The organism is Leptospira sarikeiensis, from assembly GCF_004769615.1.
GTDB lineage: Bacteria > Spirochaetota > Leptospiria > Leptospirales > Leptospiraceae > Leptospira_B > Leptospira_B sarikeiensis.
The window spans coordinates 62,517-86,170 of record NZ_RQGF01000028.1 but is presented as its reverse complement, the minus strand read 5'-3'; the positions used below and the strand labels follow the sequence as shown (position 1 = coordinate 86,170).

At 38.8% G+C, this 23,654-nt stretch carries 18 protein-coding genes; 3 read left to right on the top strand and 15 right to left on the bottom strand.

Annotation, left to right across the window (positions count from 1 at the left end; genetic code table 11):
* Positions 1-24: 24 nt before the first annotated feature.
* The 14 genes from EHQ64_RS11645 to EHQ64_RS11580 form a co-directional block, all read right to left on the bottom strand.
* Complete coding sequence (locus tag EHQ64_RS11645; RefSeq protein ID WP_135649659.1) at positions 25-1,338, bottom strand: SBBP repeat-containing protein; 1,314 nt, start codon at positions 1,336-1,338, stop codon at positions 25-27.
* The gene (locus tag EHQ64_RS11640) at positions 1,335-3,242 is read right to left on the bottom strand and encodes a hypothetical protein (RefSeq protein WP_135649658.1); all 1,908 of its coding nucleotides are present in this window, start codon (positions 3,240-3,242) and stop codon (positions 1,335-1,337) included. The genes EHQ64_RS11645 and EHQ64_RS11640 overlap by 4 nt, the downstream gene beginning before the upstream one ends.
* Before the next feature lie 405 nt (positions 3,243-3,647).
* Entirely contained in the window at positions 3,648-5,594 is a 1,947-nt protein-coding gene (locus EHQ64_RS11635) for a sensor histidine kinase (protein WP_135649657.1), read from the bottom strand.
* 6 nt (positions 5,595-5,600) lie between these two features.
* Positions 5,601-6,224 carry an energy transducer TonB gene (locus EHQ64_RS11630; protein ID WP_135649656.1) on the bottom strand — a complete coding sequence of 208 codons (624 nt, stop codon included), beginning with the start codon at positions 6,222-6,224 and terminating at the stop codon, positions 5,601-5,603.
* A gap of 1 nt (position 6,225) precedes the next feature.
* Entirely contained in the window at positions 6,226-6,627 is a 402-nt protein-coding gene (locus EHQ64_RS11625) for an ExbD/TolR family protein (RefSeq protein WP_135649655.1), read from the bottom strand.
* Between the two features lie 6 nt (positions 6,628-6,633).
* On the bottom strand, positions 6,634-7,293 hold the full coding sequence (locus EHQ64_RS11620) for a MotA/TolQ/ExbB proton channel family protein (protein ID WP_135649654.1): 660 nt from the start codon (positions 7,291-7,293) through the stop codon (positions 6,634-6,636).
* 91 nt (positions 7,294-7,384) lie between these two features.
* Positions 7,385-9,898: a TonB-dependent receptor gene (locus tag EHQ64_RS11615; RefSeq protein WP_135649653.1), complete on the bottom strand. Its 2,514-nt coding sequence runs from the start codon at positions 9,896-9,898 to the stop codon at positions 7,385-7,387.
* Positions 9,867-10,337: a hypothetical protein gene (locus tag EHQ64_RS11610; RefSeq protein ID WP_342775354.1), complete on the bottom strand. Its 471-nt coding sequence runs from the start codon at positions 10,335-10,337 to the stop codon at positions 9,867-9,869. Before EHQ64_RS11610 ends, EHQ64_RS11615 begins: the two co-directional genes overlap by 32 nt.
* Positions 10,334-10,705 (bottom strand): hypothetical protein, encoded by a 372-nt coding sequence (locus EHQ64_RS11605; RefSeq protein WP_135649652.1) that lies wholly within the window; start codon positions 10,703-10,705, stop codon positions 10,334-10,336. Before EHQ64_RS11605 ends, EHQ64_RS11610 begins: the two co-directional genes overlap by 4 nt.
* Positions 10,689-11,108, bottom strand: a complete 420-nt coding sequence (locus EHQ64_RS11600; RefSeq protein WP_135649651.1) for an LIC20211 family lipoprotein — start codon at positions 11,106-11,108, stop codon at positions 10,689-10,691. Before EHQ64_RS11600 ends, EHQ64_RS11605 begins: the two co-directional genes overlap by 17 nt.
* 280 nt (positions 11,109-11,388) lie before the next feature.
* Complete coding sequence (locus tag EHQ64_RS11595) at positions 11,389-12,138, bottom strand: LytR/AlgR family response regulator transcription factor (protein ID WP_135649650.1); 750 nt, start codon at positions 12,136-12,138, stop codon at positions 11,389-11,391.
* 240 nt (positions 12,139-12,378) lie between these two features.
* A complete protein-coding gene (locus EHQ64_RS11590; protein WP_135649649.1) occupies positions 12,379-13,365 on the bottom strand; it encodes a GDSL-type esterase/lipase family protein in 987 nt (328 codons plus the stop codon).
* A gap of 48 nt (positions 13,366-13,413) precedes the next feature.
* A complete protein-coding gene (locus tag EHQ64_RS11585; protein ID WP_135649648.1) occupies positions 13,414-14,709 on the bottom strand; it encodes a hypothetical protein in 1,296 nt (431 codons plus the stop codon).
* A gap of 397 nt (positions 14,710-15,106) precedes the next feature.
* Positions 15,107-16,186: an MBL fold metallo-hydrolase gene (locus tag EHQ64_RS11580; RefSeq protein ID WP_135649647.1), complete on the bottom strand. Its 1,080-nt coding sequence runs from the start codon at positions 16,184-16,186 to the stop codon at positions 15,107-15,109.
* Positions 16,187-16,421: 235 nt separating this feature from the next.
* Here EHQ64_RS11580 and EHQ64_RS11575 point away from each other — a divergent pair, with 235 nt between their 5' ends.
* Positions 16,422-17,327 carry an NAD(P)H-binding protein gene (locus tag EHQ64_RS11575; RefSeq protein WP_135649646.1) on the top strand — a complete coding sequence of 302 codons (906 nt, stop codon included), beginning with the start codon at positions 16,422-16,424 and terminating at the stop codon, positions 17,325-17,327.
* Between the two features lie 6 nt (positions 17,328-17,333).
* Positions 17,334-18,257 (top strand): helix-turn-helix domain-containing protein, encoded by a 924-nt coding sequence (locus EHQ64_RS11570; RefSeq protein ID WP_135649645.1) that lies wholly within the window; start codon positions 17,334-17,336, stop codon positions 18,255-18,257.
* Here EHQ64_RS11570 and EHQ64_RS11565 read toward each other — a convergent pair.
* Positions 18,250-19,869 carry a 7TM diverse intracellular signaling domain-containing protein gene (locus EHQ64_RS11565; protein ID WP_246048734.1) on the bottom strand — a complete coding sequence of 540 codons (1,620 nt, stop codon included), beginning with the start codon at positions 19,867-19,869 and terminating at the stop codon, positions 18,250-18,252. The two genes, EHQ64_RS11570 and EHQ64_RS11565, sit on opposite strands and share 8 nt — an antisense overlap.
* A gap of 157 nt (positions 19,870-20,026) precedes the next feature.
* Here EHQ64_RS11565 and EHQ64_RS11560 point away from each other — a divergent pair, with 157 nt between their 5' ends.
* Positions 20,027-23,629, top strand: coding sequence for an adenylate/guanylate cyclase domain-containing protein (locus tag EHQ64_RS11560; protein ID WP_167882392.1), 3,603 nt, complete (start codon positions 20,027-20,029; stop codon positions 23,627-23,629).
* Positions 23,630-23,654 lie beyond the last annotated feature (25 nt).

Here is a 23,654-nt window from a genome sequence, read left to right as displayed (position 1 = left end):
AAAATCTTCTCGGGCGAATACACTTTAATTTTTATCGAATCTACTTACGAACAAGTCGTAAAACCCTTGATCTGCATTGTAAATTGGATTTCCTACTGTATATCCTGTGGTATAAATATTTTCCGAGGGATCTAGGGTGATCCCATACGCGTACGTTCTTTTACCGTGCGCGGCCCGTAACCTCGTCCATAACTTTTCTCCGTTACTATTATACTTAACAACAAACATATTGGTGCGCATTATAAGAATTTGGTTATCTAGATTTCCGGTTGTGTAGCCAGTGATATAAACATTTCCGGAGGAGTCCGAAGCGATTCCCGTCGCGCTCGTATCCTTATTGAGAGCGCCTAACTGTCTCGTCCATTGTCTTACTCCGTTGCTGTTGAATTTTTTTACGAAGAGTTTCGATTGCCCTGGACTAGTTTGACCGTCTAAATTTTCTCCTGTTGTACCGCTAATGTAAAAATTTCCGGAGTTGTCTGAAGTGATTCCGGAAACGTTATATAATCCTGTATATGCTTGTGAAAGTTTTTCTCCATTGCTGTTGTATTTAGCTATGAGTTGGTCACTAGCAGTATAAAGATTTCCTAATGCATCTAATGTGATCCCTCGCCCGTAGATTATTCCTCCGGTGCCTAGTTGCCGAGTCCATAACTTTTCTCCATTACTATTGTATTTAACAACAAATTGATCCATCTCACCGATACGAGTTTGACCATCTAGAGACCAGTCAGTGTAACCGGTTGTATAAACATTTCCGATAGAATCAGAGGTGATTGCTGTTGCATATGCATTGGCACCTTGGATGCCTAATAACCTCGTCCATAACCTTTCCCCGTTACCATCATACTTAGTTACAAATAGACTAAAAAATCCAGTTCCTAATTGACCGTCCAGATCTCCTTTTGTAGTGCCAGTAGTATAAACGTTTCCGTCTGAATCTGAGGTAATCCCAAATGCAAGTGTGCTAACGTCAGGTGTGCCTAATCGTCTTGTCCATTGTTTTTCTCCTTTGCTATTAAACTTAATAACAAACAAATCAGGGAAGCCAACTGCGGGTATGCCATCTAAATCAAAACCTGAATAACCGGTAGTATAAATGTTTCCAGAGTGATCCGAGGTTATTCCGAATGCTTGTCCTTCTGTGCCAACGACACCCAGAAGGCTGGTCCATTCATCGTACCCGTCCGGTTTAAGCATTACAATGGGTATTGAGGACCCGGGGTTGCAGTTTATCGAGAACAACATTGCCGTGATAGAGACTAGAGTAATAAGAAACTTCTTCTCTTTCATCTTACTTAAGTATCCTCCGATATAGATAGAAGTTCGATCTATCATTTAACAACTTTTCGCTTCTTAAACTTTTTCCCTTTGGCAAAAGAGAAATACAAAAATCTTTCGTTTTGATCTTCGATGATATGCGGGTCTTGGAATACCAATACACCTAAAAATTCTAAGAGACGATGTGTTTCTATACTCAAATGAAATGCAGGACCAACTCCTACCCAGAAATTAATTCCGGAATAAACTCTCCTGTCCTCGTCGCATAATCGAAGGACTAGTGCGTTTGAGCAAGTATTTGCGCCTAAGATGCCAGCTCCCCATGCCAACGGCTGATTTGCACTTCGTAATGTGTCGCGTCGTTTCAATTCTCTCGAGACGGACGAAATCTCAGAGTGCGAATCATTCGGATAAGCGGTCCCGAATTCTAAGGGAACTTTTGCGATTCCGATTGAGGTTCCTAAGGGGCCGACTTCAGTTCCGGCTCCTATTCCATATCCGAACTTGAAAACAAATATGTCGGTGACACCTTTAAATAGATTCCCCACATAACGGAAAGGTAAAAGAAGAACATTCGTCAAGCTGTAGTCTCTATGATTTGAGATATTTTCATTGATATGAGCAGTTGACAGATTGTATTTCTCGATAATTTCCGGAGAAGCAAATTGCTCCTGTATCGTAAGTTGAGCATGAGCAGCTTCTAGATATTGAACGGATTTTTCGAAGTGATCTCCGAAGTCTCCGTTGTCGAAACTTTTCTCTAAAACTGCTCTTGCGTTTTCCATCTCCGCAATCTCTAAGAGACCGTTTACCGTATGATTCACATAAGATCTGGCACTATTTGCCGCTGTAATGTCTTTCTGTTCGAATCGAGTCAATATCTTAGCGAAGTTAGGCTGATTCATTACAGGTTCAAGATATACTTGAGCTTCTTTTACGATTTGGTGATAGATATCATGAGATCTTAGGAAATCCAATTTCTGGTAAGAATTATCTGCTTCCTTCTCCATATATCTGAAAGATGCAATTTTTACTTCCGCGATCCTATATTCTACCGCTTCTTTTGTTTTGATTTTCTGATTGAATTCTGTAGTTGAATTAATTTCGTCTAAAACGTTTTGATAGGAAAGATAATAATTATTTAGGGATTCCGGCGAGATAGACTTCTCTAAGTTTAAAGCTTGATCGATCTTTGATAGTTTTTCTTGAAATAAGCGGGAATAAGTGATGTCTAAATTTTTACGAATTAGAGAGAGGAGATCCTGTAAGGACTTTTGATATTCTTCGCTGATACTTTGCACTGCCTGGATCGATTTCAGATAGATTTCGGCAGCCTCAGCATATTCCTTTTTCGCAACAAGTTGGTCCGCATTTAAAAGGCGTTCCTTGAGCACGTCGGATAACATTCTAGCATTTGAGTCTCCTCCGCCAAAAACGTAGGCTTCCAATCTTTCGGAAGAAACCGTTGCCGTTTTGATCTTTAAAAAAGTTAATTCTAGATTTTCTTTTTGTGGAGCATTTAGAGAATTCACTATGTATTTAGGATTCTGAGTCTTCTTGGAGATCTCCTCTGTATAATAATCGAATTGGTAGGGGAATGCTTCCAAATTCTCCGTGAAAAGAATTTCGAAACCTTCGGCTCTAGTTGAACGTTTGACTACTTTTAAGGTGAGAAGATATTTATTGGCGCGCCTGGCAACAGTCCCGGAAATTAATACATCGAAGTCCGCGATCGTCTTGAGATTTTCGATACCTTGTTTTGTTCCAAAGCCGGACAGTTGAAGAGAAGCTTGGTTCAAGAGGGATCCCATAGCAATATCGCTCATCACGATATATTGATCCCCTAGCCGATTGATCAGTCTTAAAGTTAATAAATTTGTAATATTCTCCGGAATTTCCTGGGAAACTTCCTTATTATGATCCATAGACTGGATGAAAATTTTAGGAGTTTTGCTCCTCATCGGATCTTTGCTCGAAGGGTTCTTAACTAAGGAGCTGGATGTGCATCCTACGGAGCAGAATATTATGAAGATGAAAATTCGTTTCAAGTAATATATGCCTCTATCAATTGAATAACAATTTGTTTGAACAATTTTTAAGTCAATATTTATCAAGGGGCCATTTTGAGAAGAAGTGAAGGTGAAAAAGTCTCTTCATTCAGTGAAATGGATCGAAAAGCGTTATCCTGTATTGGATATTAGTGTTGGCGGATTTTGATTTAAATTTGAGAGAAATGGTATTCTTGCAGAATTATATTTATACTAGGAAATTGAAGTTCTTTTGAGGGTAAAGAGCGTTTGCCATCTTCTCTCATTGTTAACACTGCCTAATCTATCTAATCAGAAATAGTACGGGTGAACCAGATCTTAAGGCAGTCCGGAATCCAGTTTATTCTTCCAAGGGATCAGGATCCGAACGATCATGCCTCCCGATTCAGGAGAATCGACCTCTATTTCAGGATTTTCGAAATAATGCTCCAGTCGAAGTTTGATCCCTCCTAGAGAACGATTCCAAAGATTGTAGGAAGAATTTCCTAAACCTTTTCCATTATCCGTTACTGTAATCATGAGAGTTTCTGTCAGTGGATCAGAGATCGCGCTGACTTTCAGGTTCCATTGAATTCCTGTCCTTGTTCTAAATCCATGTTTGAAAGAATTTTCAACAATGGGCTGGAGGGTAAGCGGAGGGATCTTGACATTCTCAAAACTTCCCCGCTTATTTATTTCCAAGTCTAAGTTTGTTAAGAAGCGAAGTTTATGAAGATGAAGATAATCCTCCAGAAATTTCCATTCTTCTTCGAAAGGAACCAGGGATTGCCCTGATGTATCTACTAGATATCTGTAATTATCGGATAAACGGATCAAGGCCTTATCGGCGAGAGTCGGATCCACTGCAATTAATGCATGGACCGTATTTAGAGAATTGAACAGATAATGAGGGCTCATTTTATGTTGTAAAGATTTGAGCTCCGATTCTCTTAAGGACTTTTCATATTTAATTAAATTTTCTGAATATTCTTTTATTCTTTCTTCCCTTTCTCTAAAGGCCCTCTCTAAGATGATCCCAAAACACAAAATTCCCATCGGGCCATTTAAATGAGTGAGGTTTTCAGGAGAGTTATACCCCAAAAAACCTCTCAGAAATTGATATAAAAATAATAACACGGCAAAGGCTAAACCAATAACCGCGACAAGTCCGTGGCGCGGATCCCTTCTATAGGAAAGATAGGCAACTAATAACATTCCGCACATGGAGATAGTTACAAAAATGATATTGATCGTACTTGCTATAATTAAGAGAAGAGCAGTGCCTGGAGTGCCTGTGAAAAGATAGGAAACAAATTGGATTGGAGATATGATTAAGAAGACTCTTAAGAACCAAATTAAAATTTTGAAAGGACCTGCACCATACGATCGTATGAAAAAAACGAGCATCATGATAGGGAAGGAGTAAAAGAAAGCAGCAAACGAAAAAAAACCGATATAATGATTCGAAGTAAACCAAAGCACAAGCGGATTCGCGCATACGTACATTGCGCCTAGGCAAAGTGAAAATAACCCGAATTCTAAAAGGCTATAATATCTTTGTCTCCAGCGGAATAAAAATAGAATAATCGCAAATATCCCGATGAATATGCTCATACTGGAAAATACAATTACGTAAAATTCATCCTGAACTAATCTTAGGATTACTGAAGTTTTGTCTCCGATGAAGGTACGTTTCGATCCTAAACCAAAAATAACATTGGGAGGATGTCGAAAGCGAAGGTATAAAAATTTAATATTAGAATTTTTTGGTAAAGAAATTAGAGTTTGTTGGAATCCTTTGAATTTAATTTCGGATCCAGGCTCCATGGATCCGTAAGAGAAAATTTTCTCACCATTATCCATGTAAATTTCAAAATGACAAAAGAAATGTTGCATATTCATCGTTGCGTCTTCCATAGGAGGAAGGCCATCGAGTGAAACTTTATACCAGTTAAATTCGTGCGAAAGAATCGAGTTTAGATCGTCATTAGTAAAACTCATGGACCTGGTCCGAATAGGGCGGATCCAATTTACTCCAACTTTTTTTTTCTCATCCCATTCCGGGAATCCTTTAGGATCGAAAGAAAGATCTCCTAATATATAAGCGACGCTCGCTTCCGGTGAAACAATGTAAAGCTGGTCTTCATCTTTTTGCTCTATAAGCGAATTTGTATAAAGATATGTTCCGAGTAAAATAGGAACGATCGCAACAATGAATCCGTAAGCTACCCAGGGCTTTTTATGTTTATAGGGATTTTTCTCAGGTTCTAAAGGTTCTTTTTTCATCCTCTCTTAATCCCCTAACCTAAAATGGATCGGAACTCTATGAGACATGCTTGTAGGTTTTCCTTGGCTATACCCAGGTGAAAATCTAGCTAGATGTATGATCTTCAGAGCAGCAGAATCAAAACCATAACCGGGGTTTCCGGAAACAACTTTTGCACTTCTCAGGGTTCCAGACTCGTCCACTTGTACGAGAACCACCACAGTTTTTTCTGTGATCCCTGAGTTTTTTGCCGCGTCCGGGAAATATGAGTTTGGGTCAAAATCCAAGATAGGAGTAGGCGGCCTATCTCCATTATAAGAATATAAAAAGCCATCTTTATCCTTTCCATCTCCACTTACTTTATTCGGATCTAGATCATCGTTGTTAGGATCTTCTCCGTCTTTTTTAGATCCTTCTACCCAATCCTGTTTTTCAACGGGTGCGGGGCTTTCGGCGCCTCCTAATAATTCGGGAGGGAAATCATCTAGATCAATTTCAACCGGAGACAGATCGGCAGAATCCATAGTTGCACTATTTTGCATTTGGCTAATATAGAATCCTCCCACGGAGATCCCGTGCAGTAATAAAGAAGCGAGGATGGAAATTTTAAAAACCTTTTCTACAGTTTTACTGAAGCTTCTTGTTTCCATCCTATTTCCTTACGGACAAGGCAATCCGAGTCACACCCGCTTTACGGATCAATCCCATTGTTTCTGCAATTTTTCCATAGGTTAGTCCTTCGTCCGCAGAAAGAGTAAGCCTCATATTGGGTTTGAATTTTGAATCTCTTATTAGCCGATTACTTAAGGCTTGAATATTCGTCTCAGCACCTTCTAAATATAATTTTCCATCTTTAGTCAAAGATACCTGCAACGATTCGGAAACATTAGGATCCGCTGCTTGGACTTTGGGTAGATTGATATTTACCGATTCCTGTTTTAAAAAGTTGGCGGTTACCATGAAGATTACAAGTAAGACCAGAATGATATCCACCATTGGCGTGATATTGATGCTACTGATCTCTTCTGATTCGTTTTGTGATGAAGCTGCCATATTTCCTCACAAAACCGCGGAACCCGTTTGGGATCCTGATCTATGGTGATTTGAATTAGGATTAGAAAATCCGCCCAAAGCCTTTAAAGAAAGAATTTCAAGATTTCCTAATATTGTTATTTTTTTTCTTTGGAAGTAGTTGTTTAGAATTACTACAGGTATCGCGAGAGCAAGTCCTCCCGCTGTGGCGAGAAGTGCAGTAGAAATACTTCTCATAACTACCTCTGCACCGCTACTTCCTAAAGTTCCTAAACCATGAAATGCCTTGATCACCCCTAAAACGGTGCCCAATAATCCTAAAAAAGGTGCGTTGTTCCCGAGTGTAGATAAGATAGAAAGCCTTCTTTCCAAGAGCCCTTTCTCTTCCGCAATTTTACTCTGTAAGAGTTCTTTTTTGGAAGAAGTTCCGGAAGAAAAAACCTTCAATGCATAGCTCCCGAATCCATTGTACGCGTTGGATTCACTCTCTATAGCGTATCTTTGGACTGATTCAGTGTCTCCTGATTCGAGACCTTCTGAAATTCCCCAAAAAGAAGAATCGGGGTCTTTTCCTTCTCTTTTTGAAAATACGAACCATCTTTCGATCCCGACAGCTATGGCGAGAGTCGAAGCTAGGCCGAGTAAAATAAATACGGAGAGTTCTCCTATTTCTACAAAATCAAACATATCTTTTCCTCTATATTGATATATCTTAATATTTTAATAAATTTAGCTTGTATCCGTTCGGGTCCTAAGTTGCTTGTCCGCAATCAGATCCTTAGAGACGGATTTCCATTCCTACGTTAAAAAATGGGATCACTGTGGAACTTCCTACGACCAAGGTCCCGAAAACTTCGCTATCCTTTGGATTGGTGCGAGAATAAGGTTTGGTGTTATCATATTCTTCTCCGCTCACGTTCTTTCTCATATATACGTTTACGATTTCCAGATACCAATTGACGTAACCCCAATCATATCTATGGAAAATGTCCCAACGGATATCTAACCTTTGGTAATCTTTTCCTCTTCTTGAATATCCATACGTAGAACTATAAGGATTATTAGAATAAGTCTCATTCCAATAGGTTTGTCCATTGGCGGGATTTGAAAATTGCCCTCCGTCATCTCCTGTGATAGGTATGATCGGAGCGGATGTAAGGTAGGTCCATCGAGCACCTAATTGATGTTTATCGGAAATCTTCCAGCCGAATACGAAGTTTAATACATGTGTCCTGGAATAGGGCGCCGCTTGTTCCTTGGAATTAGTATAGTATTGGTTAACAAGAGCGATTTCTTTATAGTTTGATAATGCGGGGTCTCCATCATACATTTGATAGACACCTTCGTTTCTCATACTTTTACTATAGGTGTAGGAAATCCAACCGAACCATTCTCCTACTCCCGGAGTATGATTTTTACGAAGGATAACTTCATAACCTCTGGACCAACCAGTTCCTTTATTAGAATAATTTAATTTTTTATCCGTATAATACGGTTGAATGTATTTTGTGACCGAATCTGTGTTTTCGGATAGAGGAGTGTAAATATAAGGATCTTGAACAACTATGTCCCTGAATTCTTGTCCAAATCCTTCTACCTTAACATTCCATTGAGGACCTATCGCTTGTTCTAAACCTAAGCTGTACTTTCTTGCCTTCTCAAATTTTAGATCTGGGTTTCCAGTATCCTTATTATAATATTCTGCAAGAGGTTGGTGTGTAAATTCTCCTGCTCCAGCTATGATCCCAGTTTTATATCCTTCTTTTCCGAACTTATAACTTAGGTTTGCTCTCGGGGCCAGAGCTCCATTATTAATGGCGCCTAGATGATCGTAACGAGCTCCGGGAGTAAATACGAGTCCCTTCCATTTGAATGTAAGAGAAAGATAAGCATTGTAGTAGTTACTACCGGTACCTTGGTTTACTGGGATAGAGCTGAAGGCGGGATTTAGTGTATCAAATGGATTTGGAGCAGGGTTACTCGGATCGTTTTGAACAACACTTGTTCCAAAAATTCGAGAAGATAACATTCTAAATTCGGAACCCAAGTCCGCCTTAAACCAATTGGTTGGATTCCAGGTTAAGTCCTGTCTTAAACCTGTATATGCGTTTCGATTGTAAATTTTTCCGACAAGACTTCCAACGGAGATATTATTATCCGCTAGAGTATCATAATTTATTAAAGTAAGTCTATTGGAAAGAGTTTCAATCGGGGTCCAGATATGACGGATTGCGGTGGTACGAAATCTTTGACCTATGGAAAGATTACCTCCCGCATATGCGGAAAATGAATCCTTTGTAGGATCGTTATTCTCTTTATTTGGAATGTTTAAGGAGAGGCTATCTCCCGCAGTCAAATTATAGAAAATGAGCCTATTTTTTGGATCCAAATCATAGACAACCTTGACTTGCGAATCTGTATATTTAGGAAGATTCACTCCTTCGGGAACATCTGCGATCAAAGCAATAGACTTATCAAGGTAACCGACTTTTCCCGCTATGGAAACGGAACCTTTCCCTCCGAATGCAGGTGTGCTTACCATAGAAGTCGTATTCCAAAGTGTAACTTGTAAGGCTGCCTTTGTTTTTGCAGGAGAACTTGTGGTTTCTATGTCGATCACACCACCGGTCGCGTTATTATAATTTGCCGGATAAGCTCCCGAATATAGATCGATAGACTTTATTAAATCGTTATGTATGACGGATGTTAATCCGTCCGTATGAAATGGATAGAGAATGGGAAGATCGTCATATAGATAGGTATTCCAAGATGGATCCGCGCCTCGCACTATAAAGGAATTCGCGCCTCCTCCGAAACTCAAAGGAGGAGTAATGCCCGGAAGAGTTTCGATCCCTCTCAATGCTTCGCCGAAAGTCCCCGGCATCCTTTTTATTTCTTCATAACCTACACTTGTTCGTGACACTGAAGTTTTTTCTCTTTCTCCCATAACTTGGATGGCGCCTTTTGACGTTGTTCTTTCCTGAGGAGAAGAGTTTAGATTTAAGAACATTCCGGCTTCGATCCGAACTTTCTTTTCTATCATTCCTGTGGCTAAAATGATCCGAATCGTATAAGGGCCTTCTTCAGGAACTTCTCCTTTGAATAAACCGTTCGTATCCGTTTTGAATATTCTTTTCGTTTCAAATACGAGAACACCTGCTCCGACTTCCGGTTTATTTTGGCTTTCATTCCAGACTTTTCCTTGGAATTCAACCGCTTCTAAGGAGAAAGATCCTAAGACCAAAAATAGAATAAATATATTAAGGAAATTTAATTTTATTAAGTTCTTCATAATTAACGTACCATGGGATGTTGGAAGCCTCTTTGTCTAAATACATGAGGACACAACTGATTGGATAACCGAGAAAGGGGCATTCGGTCCTTGTGATTGCGATTGTGCAAAGATCTAAATTTCTTTTATAAACTTCATCGAAAACGATGAGAGGTGGAGAAGGAGCCGGATCACCGCATTTTTTAGAAACATATTGAACGGCAGAAAATACCTGGCTTTGTGCATCTTCTACAGAGATTGTTTCTTCAGATGAACACCGGACAAAAAAGGATAATCCGAGTAATAATATGGGAACTATAGGTAGCTTTGTATTTTTGATCTTCTCTTCTTCGGTGATCTCTGATTCAGGTTCTTCCTTTACTTCCGTTTCTTCTTTGGATAAAGGATTCTTCTTAGTGGGTGATTCATAAGGAACGAATATATATCCAAAGGATATCATTTGATTTTCTCCTTTGTTTTAGGTCCTACAAGAAGACCTTCTATGCGCAGGACCGAAACGGTCCCTAAAGGAAAATATAATCTGGTCTCATGAACTTGTTTTAAACTTATAATGGAGGTTCCTGCCTCGGCTTTGGACACTGCCTTTGATAAAGCAAGATTAGGATTTAAAGGAGGGGTAATCGGAATTGCGCCGAACAAAAAGAATTGAGAAGTTTCTCCCGAAACTGTTTCAATAACTTCATATTCCGTGTTCCGGATTACAGTCGCAGAATCTGCCAAAGACAGATCTCTAATTTCGGCGCCGCCTATACAAGCTATACTTGTTAAACCAACAACTAGAAAGGAGAACTTACCGAGGGCGGACATTCTGCTTCTCCCGATTTTCGTCTAGTCGAACGGCGTCTGCGAGAATTCCGAAAGTATGGATTCCTAATATTAGGAAGGAGGCTTTTTGATTATAGTATCTGATATTAACGAGTGCATCCGCTTTTTTCTCTTCTAAACTTTCCTGGATGATCGATTCCAAAGAAGGTTTTCCTAATGGTATACTGAAGATCAAAAGATCTAAAGTAAACCAACGGACTTCTTTTTGAACTCCCGATATAGGGGAGTATGTTTTGTTTCCAAGAGGGATATTGCTAGTAGCGATCCCTGCACTAGAGCTCGCGCAAGAAATAATAAAGAAAAATAGAAAGAGCAAAGAAACTTTTTTCAGGAAGTTCTTTTTATTAGGAGACTTTCTTTCTAAAGAAGTTTGTTCAAAAATCATGGCTCCTAATTGAAATCGAATTCTGATTCTTCAATCATTAAAAAACTGCAATATAGTTGTTCTTTGGATTTCGGGAGTGAATGCTATTTGTAGAAGAATATTTGTTACATATGTGCTTCTATGCTACGGCTAAGAAAAAAATCGATTTCTATATTATGAAAATAAGGAGTGAACGTTACTCCAGAAGAAGTGAACGCTATTGAATGATCCGGTTTTTACTTGAATTAGAAAATTTTGGGAAGAGAAGAGCGGATATTTTCTAAAATGCGCCGGCTATATTTTATAGGCCAAGACGTTTTCTGAGTTCTGAGGCGAAGGTTCTTCCTACAGGAAGAGGAGTTTCTTCTTCGTCTTTTAAATAAACCAAATAAGCTCCTCCCGCAGTATAATGTATATGAGAAACGAACTGTAGATTCACCACATGTTGTTTATGAATTCTCAAAAATTTTTGGACGGGAAGAGTTTCTAAGATATCTTTAAGAAGTTTGGACGTTTCATAATCTTTACGGAAAGTATGGATTATGGTCCGTTTATTATTGGATGTGAAATAGAGAATATCTTTATATTCAATTCTGTAGCGGACCGAGTTCTCGGAAAAGGAAAGAAATTGTTCGGTATTCTCTGATACGTTCGTTTTTTCCGTATTCTCCGAATGTTTGAATTTTAAAGCTCGATCAACTGCCAGATCGAATCTTTCGGATGTGAACGGTTTTAAAAGATAATCCACTGCTCCCAAATCGAATGCCTGGACTGCAAACTTACTGTCTGCAGTCGTAAAAATTACATAGGTAGGGCGGTTGAGAGATTCGAGAACCTGAATGCCGGAACGACCAGGTAGGTCGATATCCATGAACAATATATCAAAATTGGATTCCTGGATGATTTGGAAGGCCTGGTCTCCATCTTCTGCCATTCCTGCTAGGCGAAGCTCCGGTCTTGCCATGATATAACGAACTAAAAGTTCTCTGGCTGGGTATTCGTCTTCTGCAATAAAAACAGATAGAGGAGGCTTTTTGCCCACCGGATCCATACGCCTATCTCTGGCCTTAAAATGTTTTAGGAAAGAATAATTTAGAAAACTAGACGAAGCGTTAATGGGAAAAATCCAGCGTTTTCCTACTTTTAGCTTCCGTTTTTACTCATAACAAATCGGTTTTAGAGGATGTAAATCTTGGTGAGAGAAATTTTAATCTGTGCTCAGCATTGCTTACAATTAGAAAAGCATTCGTGAAAGAATTCATGTCATACTTTTCTAATTTATGAGATGATCTTATTTTTTCTGTAAATTTCCTTTAAATAGCTGTTCTAACACTTTTTTGGAAGGAGTCATCTGTTTGATCTCTTCCGCGGTAGGTGTTAATTTTTTTACCTGCGTTCCATTTGTAATACCATTACAAGGATCTTGTTGATTTGCAGGTTGTGCTTTGATGGCTCTGACCCAAGAACATGCCATTTTTAGATAGCCACTTGCATTTGGATGAATACCGTCTTGAAAATAATCAGTTACAGGTTGCAACGTACTGTGCATGTCGACTAGAGTCATTCTTTCCCGACTGGAAGGTGGGAGATTGATCCAGTTGTTCACTATATAACTATTGTATTTTGCGATTAGCTTATTAACGGTATTATAATCAAAAGGTTTGGAGCCTGGTTGCGGTGCGGAAGTTTTGATGATTTGGGCTACGAATATATACGTCTTCGGGTTTGTATTAAGTAAGATGTTCAGCATGTTGAACAAATTTTGCCCAGTAGTGGCAGCAATTTGATCCATTTGTGCATCCGTAGGATTTTGGATCTGTAATACCTGCCACATATCGTTTGTGCCTGCATGGACCAAGGTGATATCCGAGAAACTTGGTCGACCGGCTACAGGAGTCAGTCGTTCGATTGTCCATCCAGGATAGCCATCATGAGTTTGTGTATTTACGAACCATTGTTGGACGTAAGATCCTCCACTCTGGTAACCTTCAGTTGTAAATACAATTCCGTCTGCTTGGGGTGGAAATGATAGTAATGTCATCCATCCTCTATATCCGCCGCCTTTTAATCCGGGCGGCATGCATATATATTGAAGGATTTCGTAGATCGGACATCCTCCGTCTATTGTGAATCCAACTCCGTATGTGATCGAATCTCCAAATGGACGAATTAAGACAGGATTCGTTAGTTTGTATGGAGCAAGCTGAGCTCCTACTGTCGAACTATAAAGTAACAACACTCCGATGAATGTGTATACACAAGATTTTTTGAATTTCATTTTTGTTGGACCTGCTATTGAATGGATATTTAGTTTTTCTTAATATAATTAATGAATTTCGGCCCAGGCGAACCCTTCTGCGCCAGGCTGTTCTATCCCGTTCTCGAAACTTATGTTGGCAGTTACTTTGAATACTCCTTCGTATTTTTCCACTACCTTGATCATCTGATTTTTTCGTATTGCTTCCCCGCTTAATTCTACTTTCCCCTTCGGGGCTATAAGTTGGATTGAGAATTTAGTCGGATAGCCGTCTGCATCTTTTGTAACAGTATAGGTTATTTGATCAAAAGTCCAATCGAAGGAGGATATCATGGAACCGTTTTCATTGTATTGAACATGATAAGGATCGCTTATGTAAAAACGAGCCGCCTTAAGATCCGAAGTTTCTTTCGGATCCGATTGGACTGTCGCTTCTACAATTGAGATCATCATTGCTGCTTGGTAATTATAATAATTCTCTAATACAGGGAACTGGATAGCAAAGAATTGCCAAGTGGCAGACCCTACAATTTTTAAGCTTTCTTCTCCGAAACTTTGGACAACATAGTCTACCCAAATATTCCCTCTTTTGCCACTGGAATAAGGATTTCCATTTTTAGTAATATTAAAATTTTCTACTTTAAGCAATGGCATCGAGTAGTAGTAGGACCCCTGGCCGAGCATATCGTCCTTACCTGATTGAAGATATTTATGTATATCACCCTGGAACTCAGAATTGATCACTTTTGTTTGATCCGGAAATAACCATTGGGGAAGAAATGAGGATGGCCCATACCCAGTTTGCATTACTCCAAAAGTATCTTCCAAGAGTAGTTCATATTCCCATAAATTTCCATCCGGCTCGGAGAAGACACGACCGGACATTCTATATTTTGACCAACGTTTTCCCATTTCACCGTATATGAGAGATAGGCTGAGAATTCCGGTATTGATCGGATTATAATCGGCAGTGATTGCAAATGGAGATGCATATTCCACATTCCCTTCTTCTAAAAGAAAAGGAGCTAAGACGTAGCCGTCCGTTTGGTCATCACAGTAGGACCATTCTGCAATATAAGGTAAATTGTCAGGCAATGATTGGTATTGAATGATCGAGTTGATCGCCGCAGTTTTTCCATTTTCATCCGTAATATTCCCGAAGAAACACCAGGAACTCATATTGTATCTGGGGTGATGTTTGGAAAGCCAGCCGGAAAGTAGCTCGGGACTTTGCGCTTGAGGCAAAATAAGATTGGAACTATAAAAATTTTGGATCGTCAAATCATGCCCGGAATTATCCAGGGTTGATTTTTTTGGCTTAGCGACTTTCTTGGATCTGGATATAATTTGGAAGGTTTTTCTCATTTCGTGGCGTAGTATTATAAATTAAATTTTTTGAATTTTATAATATTATAATTTTTTATTCGTCAATATATTTTTTATAAGTTCTTTTTGTGAATGTTACATTTTTGGGAAATTATATTGAATTCAGGTTAGACGAAATATCATTTTCGGAAATGCCCTGGCTTTGAATTGCTCAAGTTTTGTCTGGAAAAACGGTTACATCGGCCTGAAGTTTGGCTATACGAATATTCTTCCCAAAAAAATCATACCTTAGAGGATCTAAATGGAAAACGCCGCTTATACGAGCATCCCCAATTAAGGGGAATATTTAGAAAATTACTATTATAAATCGCTTGGACATATTAGCAGGCCGCTAAGCGACACAACTGCTACGTCCAACTCAAATACATTAATATTTTTAATAAATTTGTGCTATTCCTTCTTTTAGTATTTTAAAATTACTTAAATTCAATCCGGCTTCGAGTAGCTCCTTTTGTAATTCTTCAGCAGGTGCGTTTAATGCCTCCTCCGTTTGTTGGAATGTTCCGAAATGTATCCCGATAGAAAGTTTAGAACCTAAGTCCTTGTGGGCTTGGATTGCATCCGAGGGATTCATATGAACCAATCTCATAAACCATCTAGGCTCATAAGCTCCGATTGGTAAAAGGGAAATATCGGGGCTTCCTAAACGCTTTTTAATTTCTTTATAGTGGGAAGAATATGCTGCGTCTCCGCCAAAATATACTTTCCTACTTTCGATTTTGATCATATAACTACCCCATAAACTTCGATTCCAATCGAATATACCTCTCGCAGAAAGATGTTGTGTAGGCGTAAAAGTCACATTTGCTTTCTTTTTTATTTTTATCGTTTGCCACCAATCCATCTCTTCCGTATCAGATATTCCTTCTGATTGTAAGAGTTCTTTATCTCCCAGCGGGACTAAAAATTTAGGCGAAAATTTTCTATTTAGAGTTTTTAAAGTCTCCAAGTCCAGATGGTCATAATGGTTATGGCTGATAACCACCAGATCTATTGGAGGAAGGTCCTCTATCCGAATACCTGGCTCCCTCACCCTTTTTGTTCCAGCCCAACTAACCGGACTGATTCTCTCGGACCAAACCGGATCGGTAAGAATATTTATTTCACGGGATTGGATCAGCACCGTTGCATGATTGATAAAAGTGATCGCTATTTGATCTTTATTTAATGGAGTTTTAATGAGATTCGTTTTTTCATTTTGAACCTTCTCCGGCCATTCTTCGAAATTAATTGTGACCAGAAGTTTCAAAATTCTCAATATCCCGTTTTCTTCGACTTGAGTTGGGTTATAAAATCGTCTCCCATCAAAATGATCCGAATTCGGATATTTAGTAGACGCGCAACATCCGAATAAGAGAGAGCTAAGGAACAATATATATGGAAGAACAATTATGCTTTTCCATTCTATTCTTGTGACGCCGATTCTGAGATTATCCTTCTTTAAAAAACAATCCATTTCGATACTCCTGTAATAGGTAATGTATATCCGGGATTATGATGGAATTATGAGAAAAGGTAAAGATTCGATACTACCTTATTATTGCCCAATCCTACCTTTGGGAATTTGCGCAAAATTATTTGGCTACAAGATCTGAGATTTGGCTACATGAATAAACGCAGCTGAGTCGAGTAAAGCTATTCGAAACTAAGGAGCAGTGAAATTAAGGTTTTATAATATTGAGGATACACCTATGAAAATTATTCTTACAGGTTCGCTCGGACATATCAGCAAGCCTCTTACTGAAGAATTGGTCCGTAAGGGACATTCGGTTACTGTTGTCAGTAGCAAGCCGGAAAGAGCAAAAGAAATAGAAACGATTGGAGCAATTTCCGCGATCGGTAAAATGGAAGACAGCGAATTCTTATCGCAAACCTTTCAAGGAGCGGATATAGTCTATGCTATGGAGGCGATCGGTTACGAAGGTTTTTTTGATCATAAGCTGGATGTCATGGAAGCCGTCAGTAGGATCGCAAATAGTTATAAGGAAGCTATCGAAGGATCCGGAGTGAAACAAGTGATCCACCTGAGTAGCATTGGAGCACATACCGATTCGGAAAGCGGGATACTTGCTTTTCATCATAAGGCGGAAAATATTCTGACGAAATTACCGGATGATGTTTCGATCAAGTTCATGCGGCCTGTTGGATTCTATTATAATATGTTCGCGTTTATGCAAACTATAAAGTCAAAAGGTGCGATCGTATCTAATTACGGCGGGGATGAAAGAGAGCCTTGGGTTTCTACTACGGATATCGCTAAAGTGATTTTAGAAGAGATCGAAAAACCTTTTGTAGGAAGAAGTATTCGTTATATCGCAAGTGATGAAGTTTCTCCCAACGAGATCGCAAAAATTTTAGGCGAAGCGATCGGGAAACCGGATCTGAAATGGCTCGTTATTTCTGATGAAGAATCATTAAATGGTATGATCTCTGCCGGAATGAACCCTAAAACTGCGAAAGGTTTTATGGAAATGAATGCATCCAGAAGAGGTGGCGTACTGTATAAGGATTATTTCCGCAATCGTCCCGTATTGGAAAAGACAAAGGTAAAAGACTTTGCTAAAGATTTTGCCGCTGCTTACGCACAAATCAAGTAGGCCGATATGAAAGAAGTCCAGAAACCATATAGGATCAGAACCATTAATGAGTTCCATCAGTTGAGGGGGCTATCCAAGCCGGAACATCCTTTGATAAGCGTAGTAGATTATGAATCTATTATACATTCGGCGGATTTTAATCTTACAAGTTGGACTCTCGATTTCTATTCCATTTCCTTGAAAAGGAATTCTGCCGCAAAAATGAAGTATGGCCAGCAGGAGTATGATTTTGACGATGGTATCTTGTTTTTTATGGCTCCCGGTCAAGTTTTTAGGATCGAGATAGGTCGTGACAAAAAGCCGGAGCATTCCGGGTGGATCTTATTGATCCATCCGGATTTTATCTGGAACACGACCTTGGCAAAGACCATTCGAAAATACGAATATTTCGATTACTCCGTGAATGAAGCTCTGTTCTTGTCAGAGAAAGAGGAAGCAGTGATGAATAACATTGCTCGGAATATCCGACAGGAATATCATTCCAATATTGATAAATTCAGTCAGGACATTATCATCTCTCATATTACGACCTTACTTAATTATGCGGAGAGATTCTATCATCGTCAATTCATCACTAGAAAGATCACAAATCATAAACTTTTGGATCGTTTGGAAGAAGTTTTGACAGAGTATTTTCGAGAAGGGGACCTGAGGGAAAAAGGTTTACCGTCTGTTCAACATGTGGCGGATCTATTGAACGTTTCTCCAAATTATTTAAGTGGGTTACTTACCGTATTGACCGGACAAAGTACTCAGCAACATATTCATGATAAGCTGATCGAAAAGGCAAAAGAAAGATTGTCTACTACAGATTTGCCCATCACCGCAATCGCATATGAACTAGGTTTCGAGCATTCTCAGTCTTTCAGTAAACTATTCAAAAGTAAGACAAAACTTACTCCGGTCGAATTTCGTCGTTCCTTCAATTAGTTTTGTCTAAGAGCCTAAATTGTCTTGGCGTCAACCCGGTCACTCGTTTGAATTCGGAATTGAACGCTGCTTTAGATCCAAAACCGGACTCGTAAGCGACTTCTAAAATATTCAGATTGTCCGGATCTTTTAATAATTTACTCGCATGTTCTATTCTATAATAAGAAAGAAATTTAGGAAAAGACGTATTGAGTTGTGTGTTACAAATCTCGGAAAGCTGATGAACTGTAAGATCCAATTTTGCGGCAAGACTATTGAGTGAAAGATTTTCATCTCTATAGATCGTTTCTACCGTAAAAAGATATTCTATACGACTTAAGATCTCTCTAACATCCATTTTTTGGATCTTACTTCGTTTGTATTTTTCCGTTCTCTTTTTTTCTGATGGATTTGAGTTTGCTTTTGTTAAATGAGAAAACTCCGCTAAACGATCCATCGCTGCCTTCATTTCTATCTCTAACCTTTTACGAGTAGAGTCTATATTCTTATATCTTTGATAAATACTTGCCGCGAAGAATATTGCTTCGAGTGGAAAAAGCCAAATCATCAAGTATAGAAAAAAAGGATCAGAAGGTAAAATTCGTAATATCCATAAAACATAAATGAATGCCGCGGAATAGAAAGTCCCCCAAGTGATCGTAAATACTTTTAAATGAGTTTGGCCTTCCGCGAGTAAACGGATCGTAATCGTAAAAAAAGTTGGGATCCATAAAATATATACGATAGAAAAGATGCGAGAGAAGATAAAGTTTAGATCCGAAAGAAAAGATCCTATTCCGAAAATAATCGAAAAGATCAATAAACCGATCGCGACCTTATCGAACCTAGGAAAATAAGTCTGCAAATCCACGAATTCTCTAAAAAAGCCGATCGCAAAAAATAGTGCAAGAGATTGGGTGAAGAAGACCCCATGATTTTGCCAGAAGGGTAACTCAGGCCAAAGTAATCTAGGGGCGGAAGAGTATAAGAGCCCGAAGTTAAGCGAAATAGATAGAATATATCCTAAATACCAAAGATAGATTTGGTCCTTTAAAACTATGAAGAAAAAAAATGCGAATAAACAAATCGCTCCTATGAATCCTGCATACATGGAACTAGTCGTTGCTTTTCGATTCGTTTCTTCTCTGATCTCGGTTTCAGTCAGAAGTGAAATTGGAAAACGAATGATTGAACGAGTTTCTATATGGATTAGTAGATCCTTGTCGGAAGTAATTTGAAAACTTGGATGATCTATCCAGGAGATAGACCATTTATTTCTGGGTAAAATTGTTCCGGCCTGTCCCGATAAAACGAGCTTACCTTTTGTATTAGTTTCGTAAAAGTCTACGTTTGTTAATGTAGGCCATTCTAAGATAATGTAGCATTTTTCATTTTGTTTCTTTTGTTTTCCGGATAATCTTAACCAGATCGCTGCATTAGAAAAGCCTAGATCCAAAAATTGAGGATCTAATGGTTTAAAATATGTTTTGTCCAATTCTTCCGCTATGAATGATCTATTAGGGTCGAGAGCTATTTCGAAATTATATCCGCTGCAAAGGTCTTTTGAGCTTTTAGATCCATGAATTGTAGAACAGAATCCAAATAAGAAGGAGATCGTTAGAACGGGAATCATTCTCCGGAAATTTATTATGTCCTTCATATGCGCGGCTTCTTTTTATAGGGATCGAAGAAGTTAGCAACGCTTTATTGAAATAAAAAGTCCAGAATTATAACCACAGACGACAGAGTCTTAATTATGCATACTATATTGGGCCATGATTTTGGATCGTATGCATCTGATACTTTGGCCCTTAATCCCTTCTAATCCTTCTGAAATTCAGTATTTCTGGTACCAACTCCCTTACGCAATCCCAGGTCTTTTAACATTTGTAGTCGGCTTATTATTATTTATCTCAGGAGTTGCTCGAGCTGGTCGTCCAGGGCCAAAAGGTTTATTCTTAAGTTTTGCAATTGCTTGCCTATCCTTTGGAACTCTCGGATTACTCTTGGGATTACGCGCGATCATTCAAGATGAGAAGTTACTTCTTCTTTTAAATACAGCAGTTTATCCAATCGTTCTTTTATTCACTCCAATGAGCGGGCATTTCTTGCATAGAATACTTGAGAAGAAGTATCCTATCATACGTTGGATGAATTGGCTTAATTGGGGAGCAATGTTATTCGGGTTCATCGGGATCTTGATGAACAAGGCGTTTACAGGAGAATTTATAGAATATCCTTTCGGAAAATATCCTGTATCTACCATCTTTTTAAAACCGTGGGGAATTATAGGTGTCGGTTCTTATTTTCTAATAGGGGTTCCTTGTATTATTCATTACGTAAGAAAGTATTCTTTTAAAGAAAAGAAAACTCTTGTTTTTGGACAAAACTTACTGATCGTACTAACAGCTTCTAATCTTCCTAGTTTTGTTGGAGTTCCTTTTTTTCCGGGAGGAAATTTTTCTTTCATCCCAATGTTGATCCTTGCCTACGGTGTTTTTAGGTCGGATTTTTTGAGTTTAGGCGATTTTCTCTTTAGAAAAAATGCTCTATTCTATTTTTTGAATGCTTTAATTGCGTGCGTTTTTATCACGATGGCAACTGCAGTAGTCCATCTTGTTTCTCAGGAAGATCTTGCAAAAATATACGGATCTGTATGGCTTTTTATTCCTGTACTTTCCACCTTAGCAGTATTTTGGTTAGGTATTATCGTAGGAGGAACAAATCCAAGTTCTCCTTTGAATCAAATGGCAGCGTTTTCTCTGTACATTTATGGAGCTCAGTTGATCTCTGCTACGGCAATCGATGTCATTTCAGATCCTATCATAGCTTATAGGATCACTCAAGCTTGTTATGTTGTTTTCTTCCTTGCTCCTTCCGTTCATATTCGATTTGCATTTCTAGCTTTGAAAAGGCCATTACCTAAGTTTTTCTTTTTGTTCGATATTGCAGTTTTGGTACTTTGTATCGCAGCATTCACTCCTTGGTTGTTTGTGGGATTTTATGAGTTTGCTTGGGGCAGGATCTTTTCTTCAGGACCAGTTATTCAGATTTTCGGAGTAGTGGGAGTGCTCGGAATTTTTGCAGTATTGAAAGAATGGATATCCGCTTTAAGAACTAAAAGTGTAGCTCCTTTGGGGAATTTTGCGGTTACATTCTTATTATTGGGAAGTTTGATGCTTCTTCTGAATTTACCTGCAACTCAAGGATTTCCGATCTATCCATTGGGAAATTTGAGCATTCTTCCTACAGGAATTCTTGCATACGGAGTCTTAAAGAATGAAACCCTATCCAGACAAAAACAAGCGTTTAGGATCAGTCATCGAGTTTCTCTTCTATCCTTATTATTGATCCCATTTCTTCTTTTTTTAATATTTCCTTTTTTATCTAAAGAGGCTCCATTACATGCGCGTATTTTGCATCTTCTACTTTTCGGTTCTCCCATTCTGCTTTTTGGATACCAGCTCGCATTCTTTTTAACTCGCCCAATTTCGGCGGAGTTAGACGACTTATTTCATAGTTTGGAAGATGCAAAGGGGCAAGAGGAAATTTCTCGTAAAAATGCGGAGACACTTTCTGAACTTGCTAAGAGGATCAACTCCACGAATGATCTTTCCGAAATTTTAAACTTCGTAGAGGATTATATTACTCAAAGATTTGGTCCGAAGGCTTTTTTAGCTTTGTTTAAAGTAGATGAAGTCGGTAAAGAGCTTATTGCACATCACAAAGTTTTAGATTTCAAAGTTGAAAATCTCCAGAAATTTTACGCACTTAAGGTCCCCATTTCGGAAGAAGGAGGAACTCTCTCCCGTGCTGTTCAAAGACAGAAACTTTTGTACATTCCGAAAATTAATATGTCTTGGCTGAGTAAGTCTCCGATCGATGAAAAAATTGTAGAGTTATTGGGGATCGAATCATTTCTTCATATTCCATTGATCGTTCAAGGGAAAAGTTTAGGAGTTCTGGCGATTACTTGGTTGCAAGATTCTCCTTTAGCGCAAAAGGATCTAAAGGAAGTTTCTGCTCTGGGAGATCAAATTGCGGGAGCAGTGCAGAATGCTGTGCTACTTCATGAGAGGACGGAGGCTGTTCGAGAAATAGAAGAGCTGAATGGATTTGCAAGAATACTAAATTCTACTTTGGATCTGGATCAGGTTTTTAAAGCAGCATTCGATTTTATACTGAATCATACAAGTGCTGACACGATTTGGCTTTTAATCAGAAATAAAGAAAAGGAAGTACTTAGTACTTATTCTAAGGGAATTACACCTAAAGGAATGTCTGAGAAAGAAGCTCAATTTTTCCTAAATTTGGAGGTTCCTCTAAACTCGGACGGAGGTAGTTTATACCAGACCTTTTTAGAAGAAACTCCATTATATATCGATGATATAGGAGCTACGAGGAATATATCCAATGAACTAAATGGGCAGAAATATTTTTTCTCTAAATTGGATATAAAGATCGCCGCAAAGGGGCATTTGCGCTCCTTTTTGCAAATTCCTCTCATTTTAAATCAAGAAGTCATCGGAATAATTTGTATAACTGCATTCAAAAGAAAGCTCGGTTTGAATAAAAGAGAAATAGATCAAATCGTTCGGATATGTGAACAGATCACAAGTGCTTTGCATAACGCATTACTCTATGATCAGATCAAAAAACTTCTCTCGGAGACCGAGTCTTCTCGGGAAAAAGCGGATACATTATTATTAAATATTCTTCCTGCTGAAGTTGCCGGAGAACTTAAGGAGAAAGGGGAAGTAAAACCGATACTTTATGAGTCCGCGACGATCCTATTTACGGATTTTAAGGGATTCACTCAGATTGCCGAAATACTTTCCCCTTCTTCTCTGATCGAAGAGTTGGACGGTTGTTTTTCCCAGTTTGATGAGATCGTACACAGATATAAATTAGAAAAATTGAAAACGATCGGCGATTCTTATATGTGCGTTGGTGGAATTCCTGCAAAGAACGGGACTCACGCAATCGATGCGTGTTTGGCTGCACTTGAATTACAGGCATTCATGAATCAAATGCAAGCGATCAAAAAAGAATTAGGACTTCCTTATTGGCAGATGAGAATAGGGATCCATACGGGGCCGGTGATCGCAGGTGTGATCGGTAAGAAAAAATTCGCCTTCGATGTTTGGGGAGACGCAGTCAACACGGCATCTAGATTAGAATCTGCCGGAGAAGTAGGAAAGGTAAATATCTCGCAGGACACGTATTCCTTAGTAAAAGATTTTTTCAAAACCGAATATAGAGGCACTGTTCCGGTAAAAAATAAGGGCGATATGGCAATGCACTTTCTTTTGGGGCTTAAAGAAGAATTTGCACTTAGGGATGGAAGAGTCCCGAACGAGGAATTTAAGGAAAAATACTTACAGCTATTTTGATCCTTAAAATCCTCTTAAGTTTTAT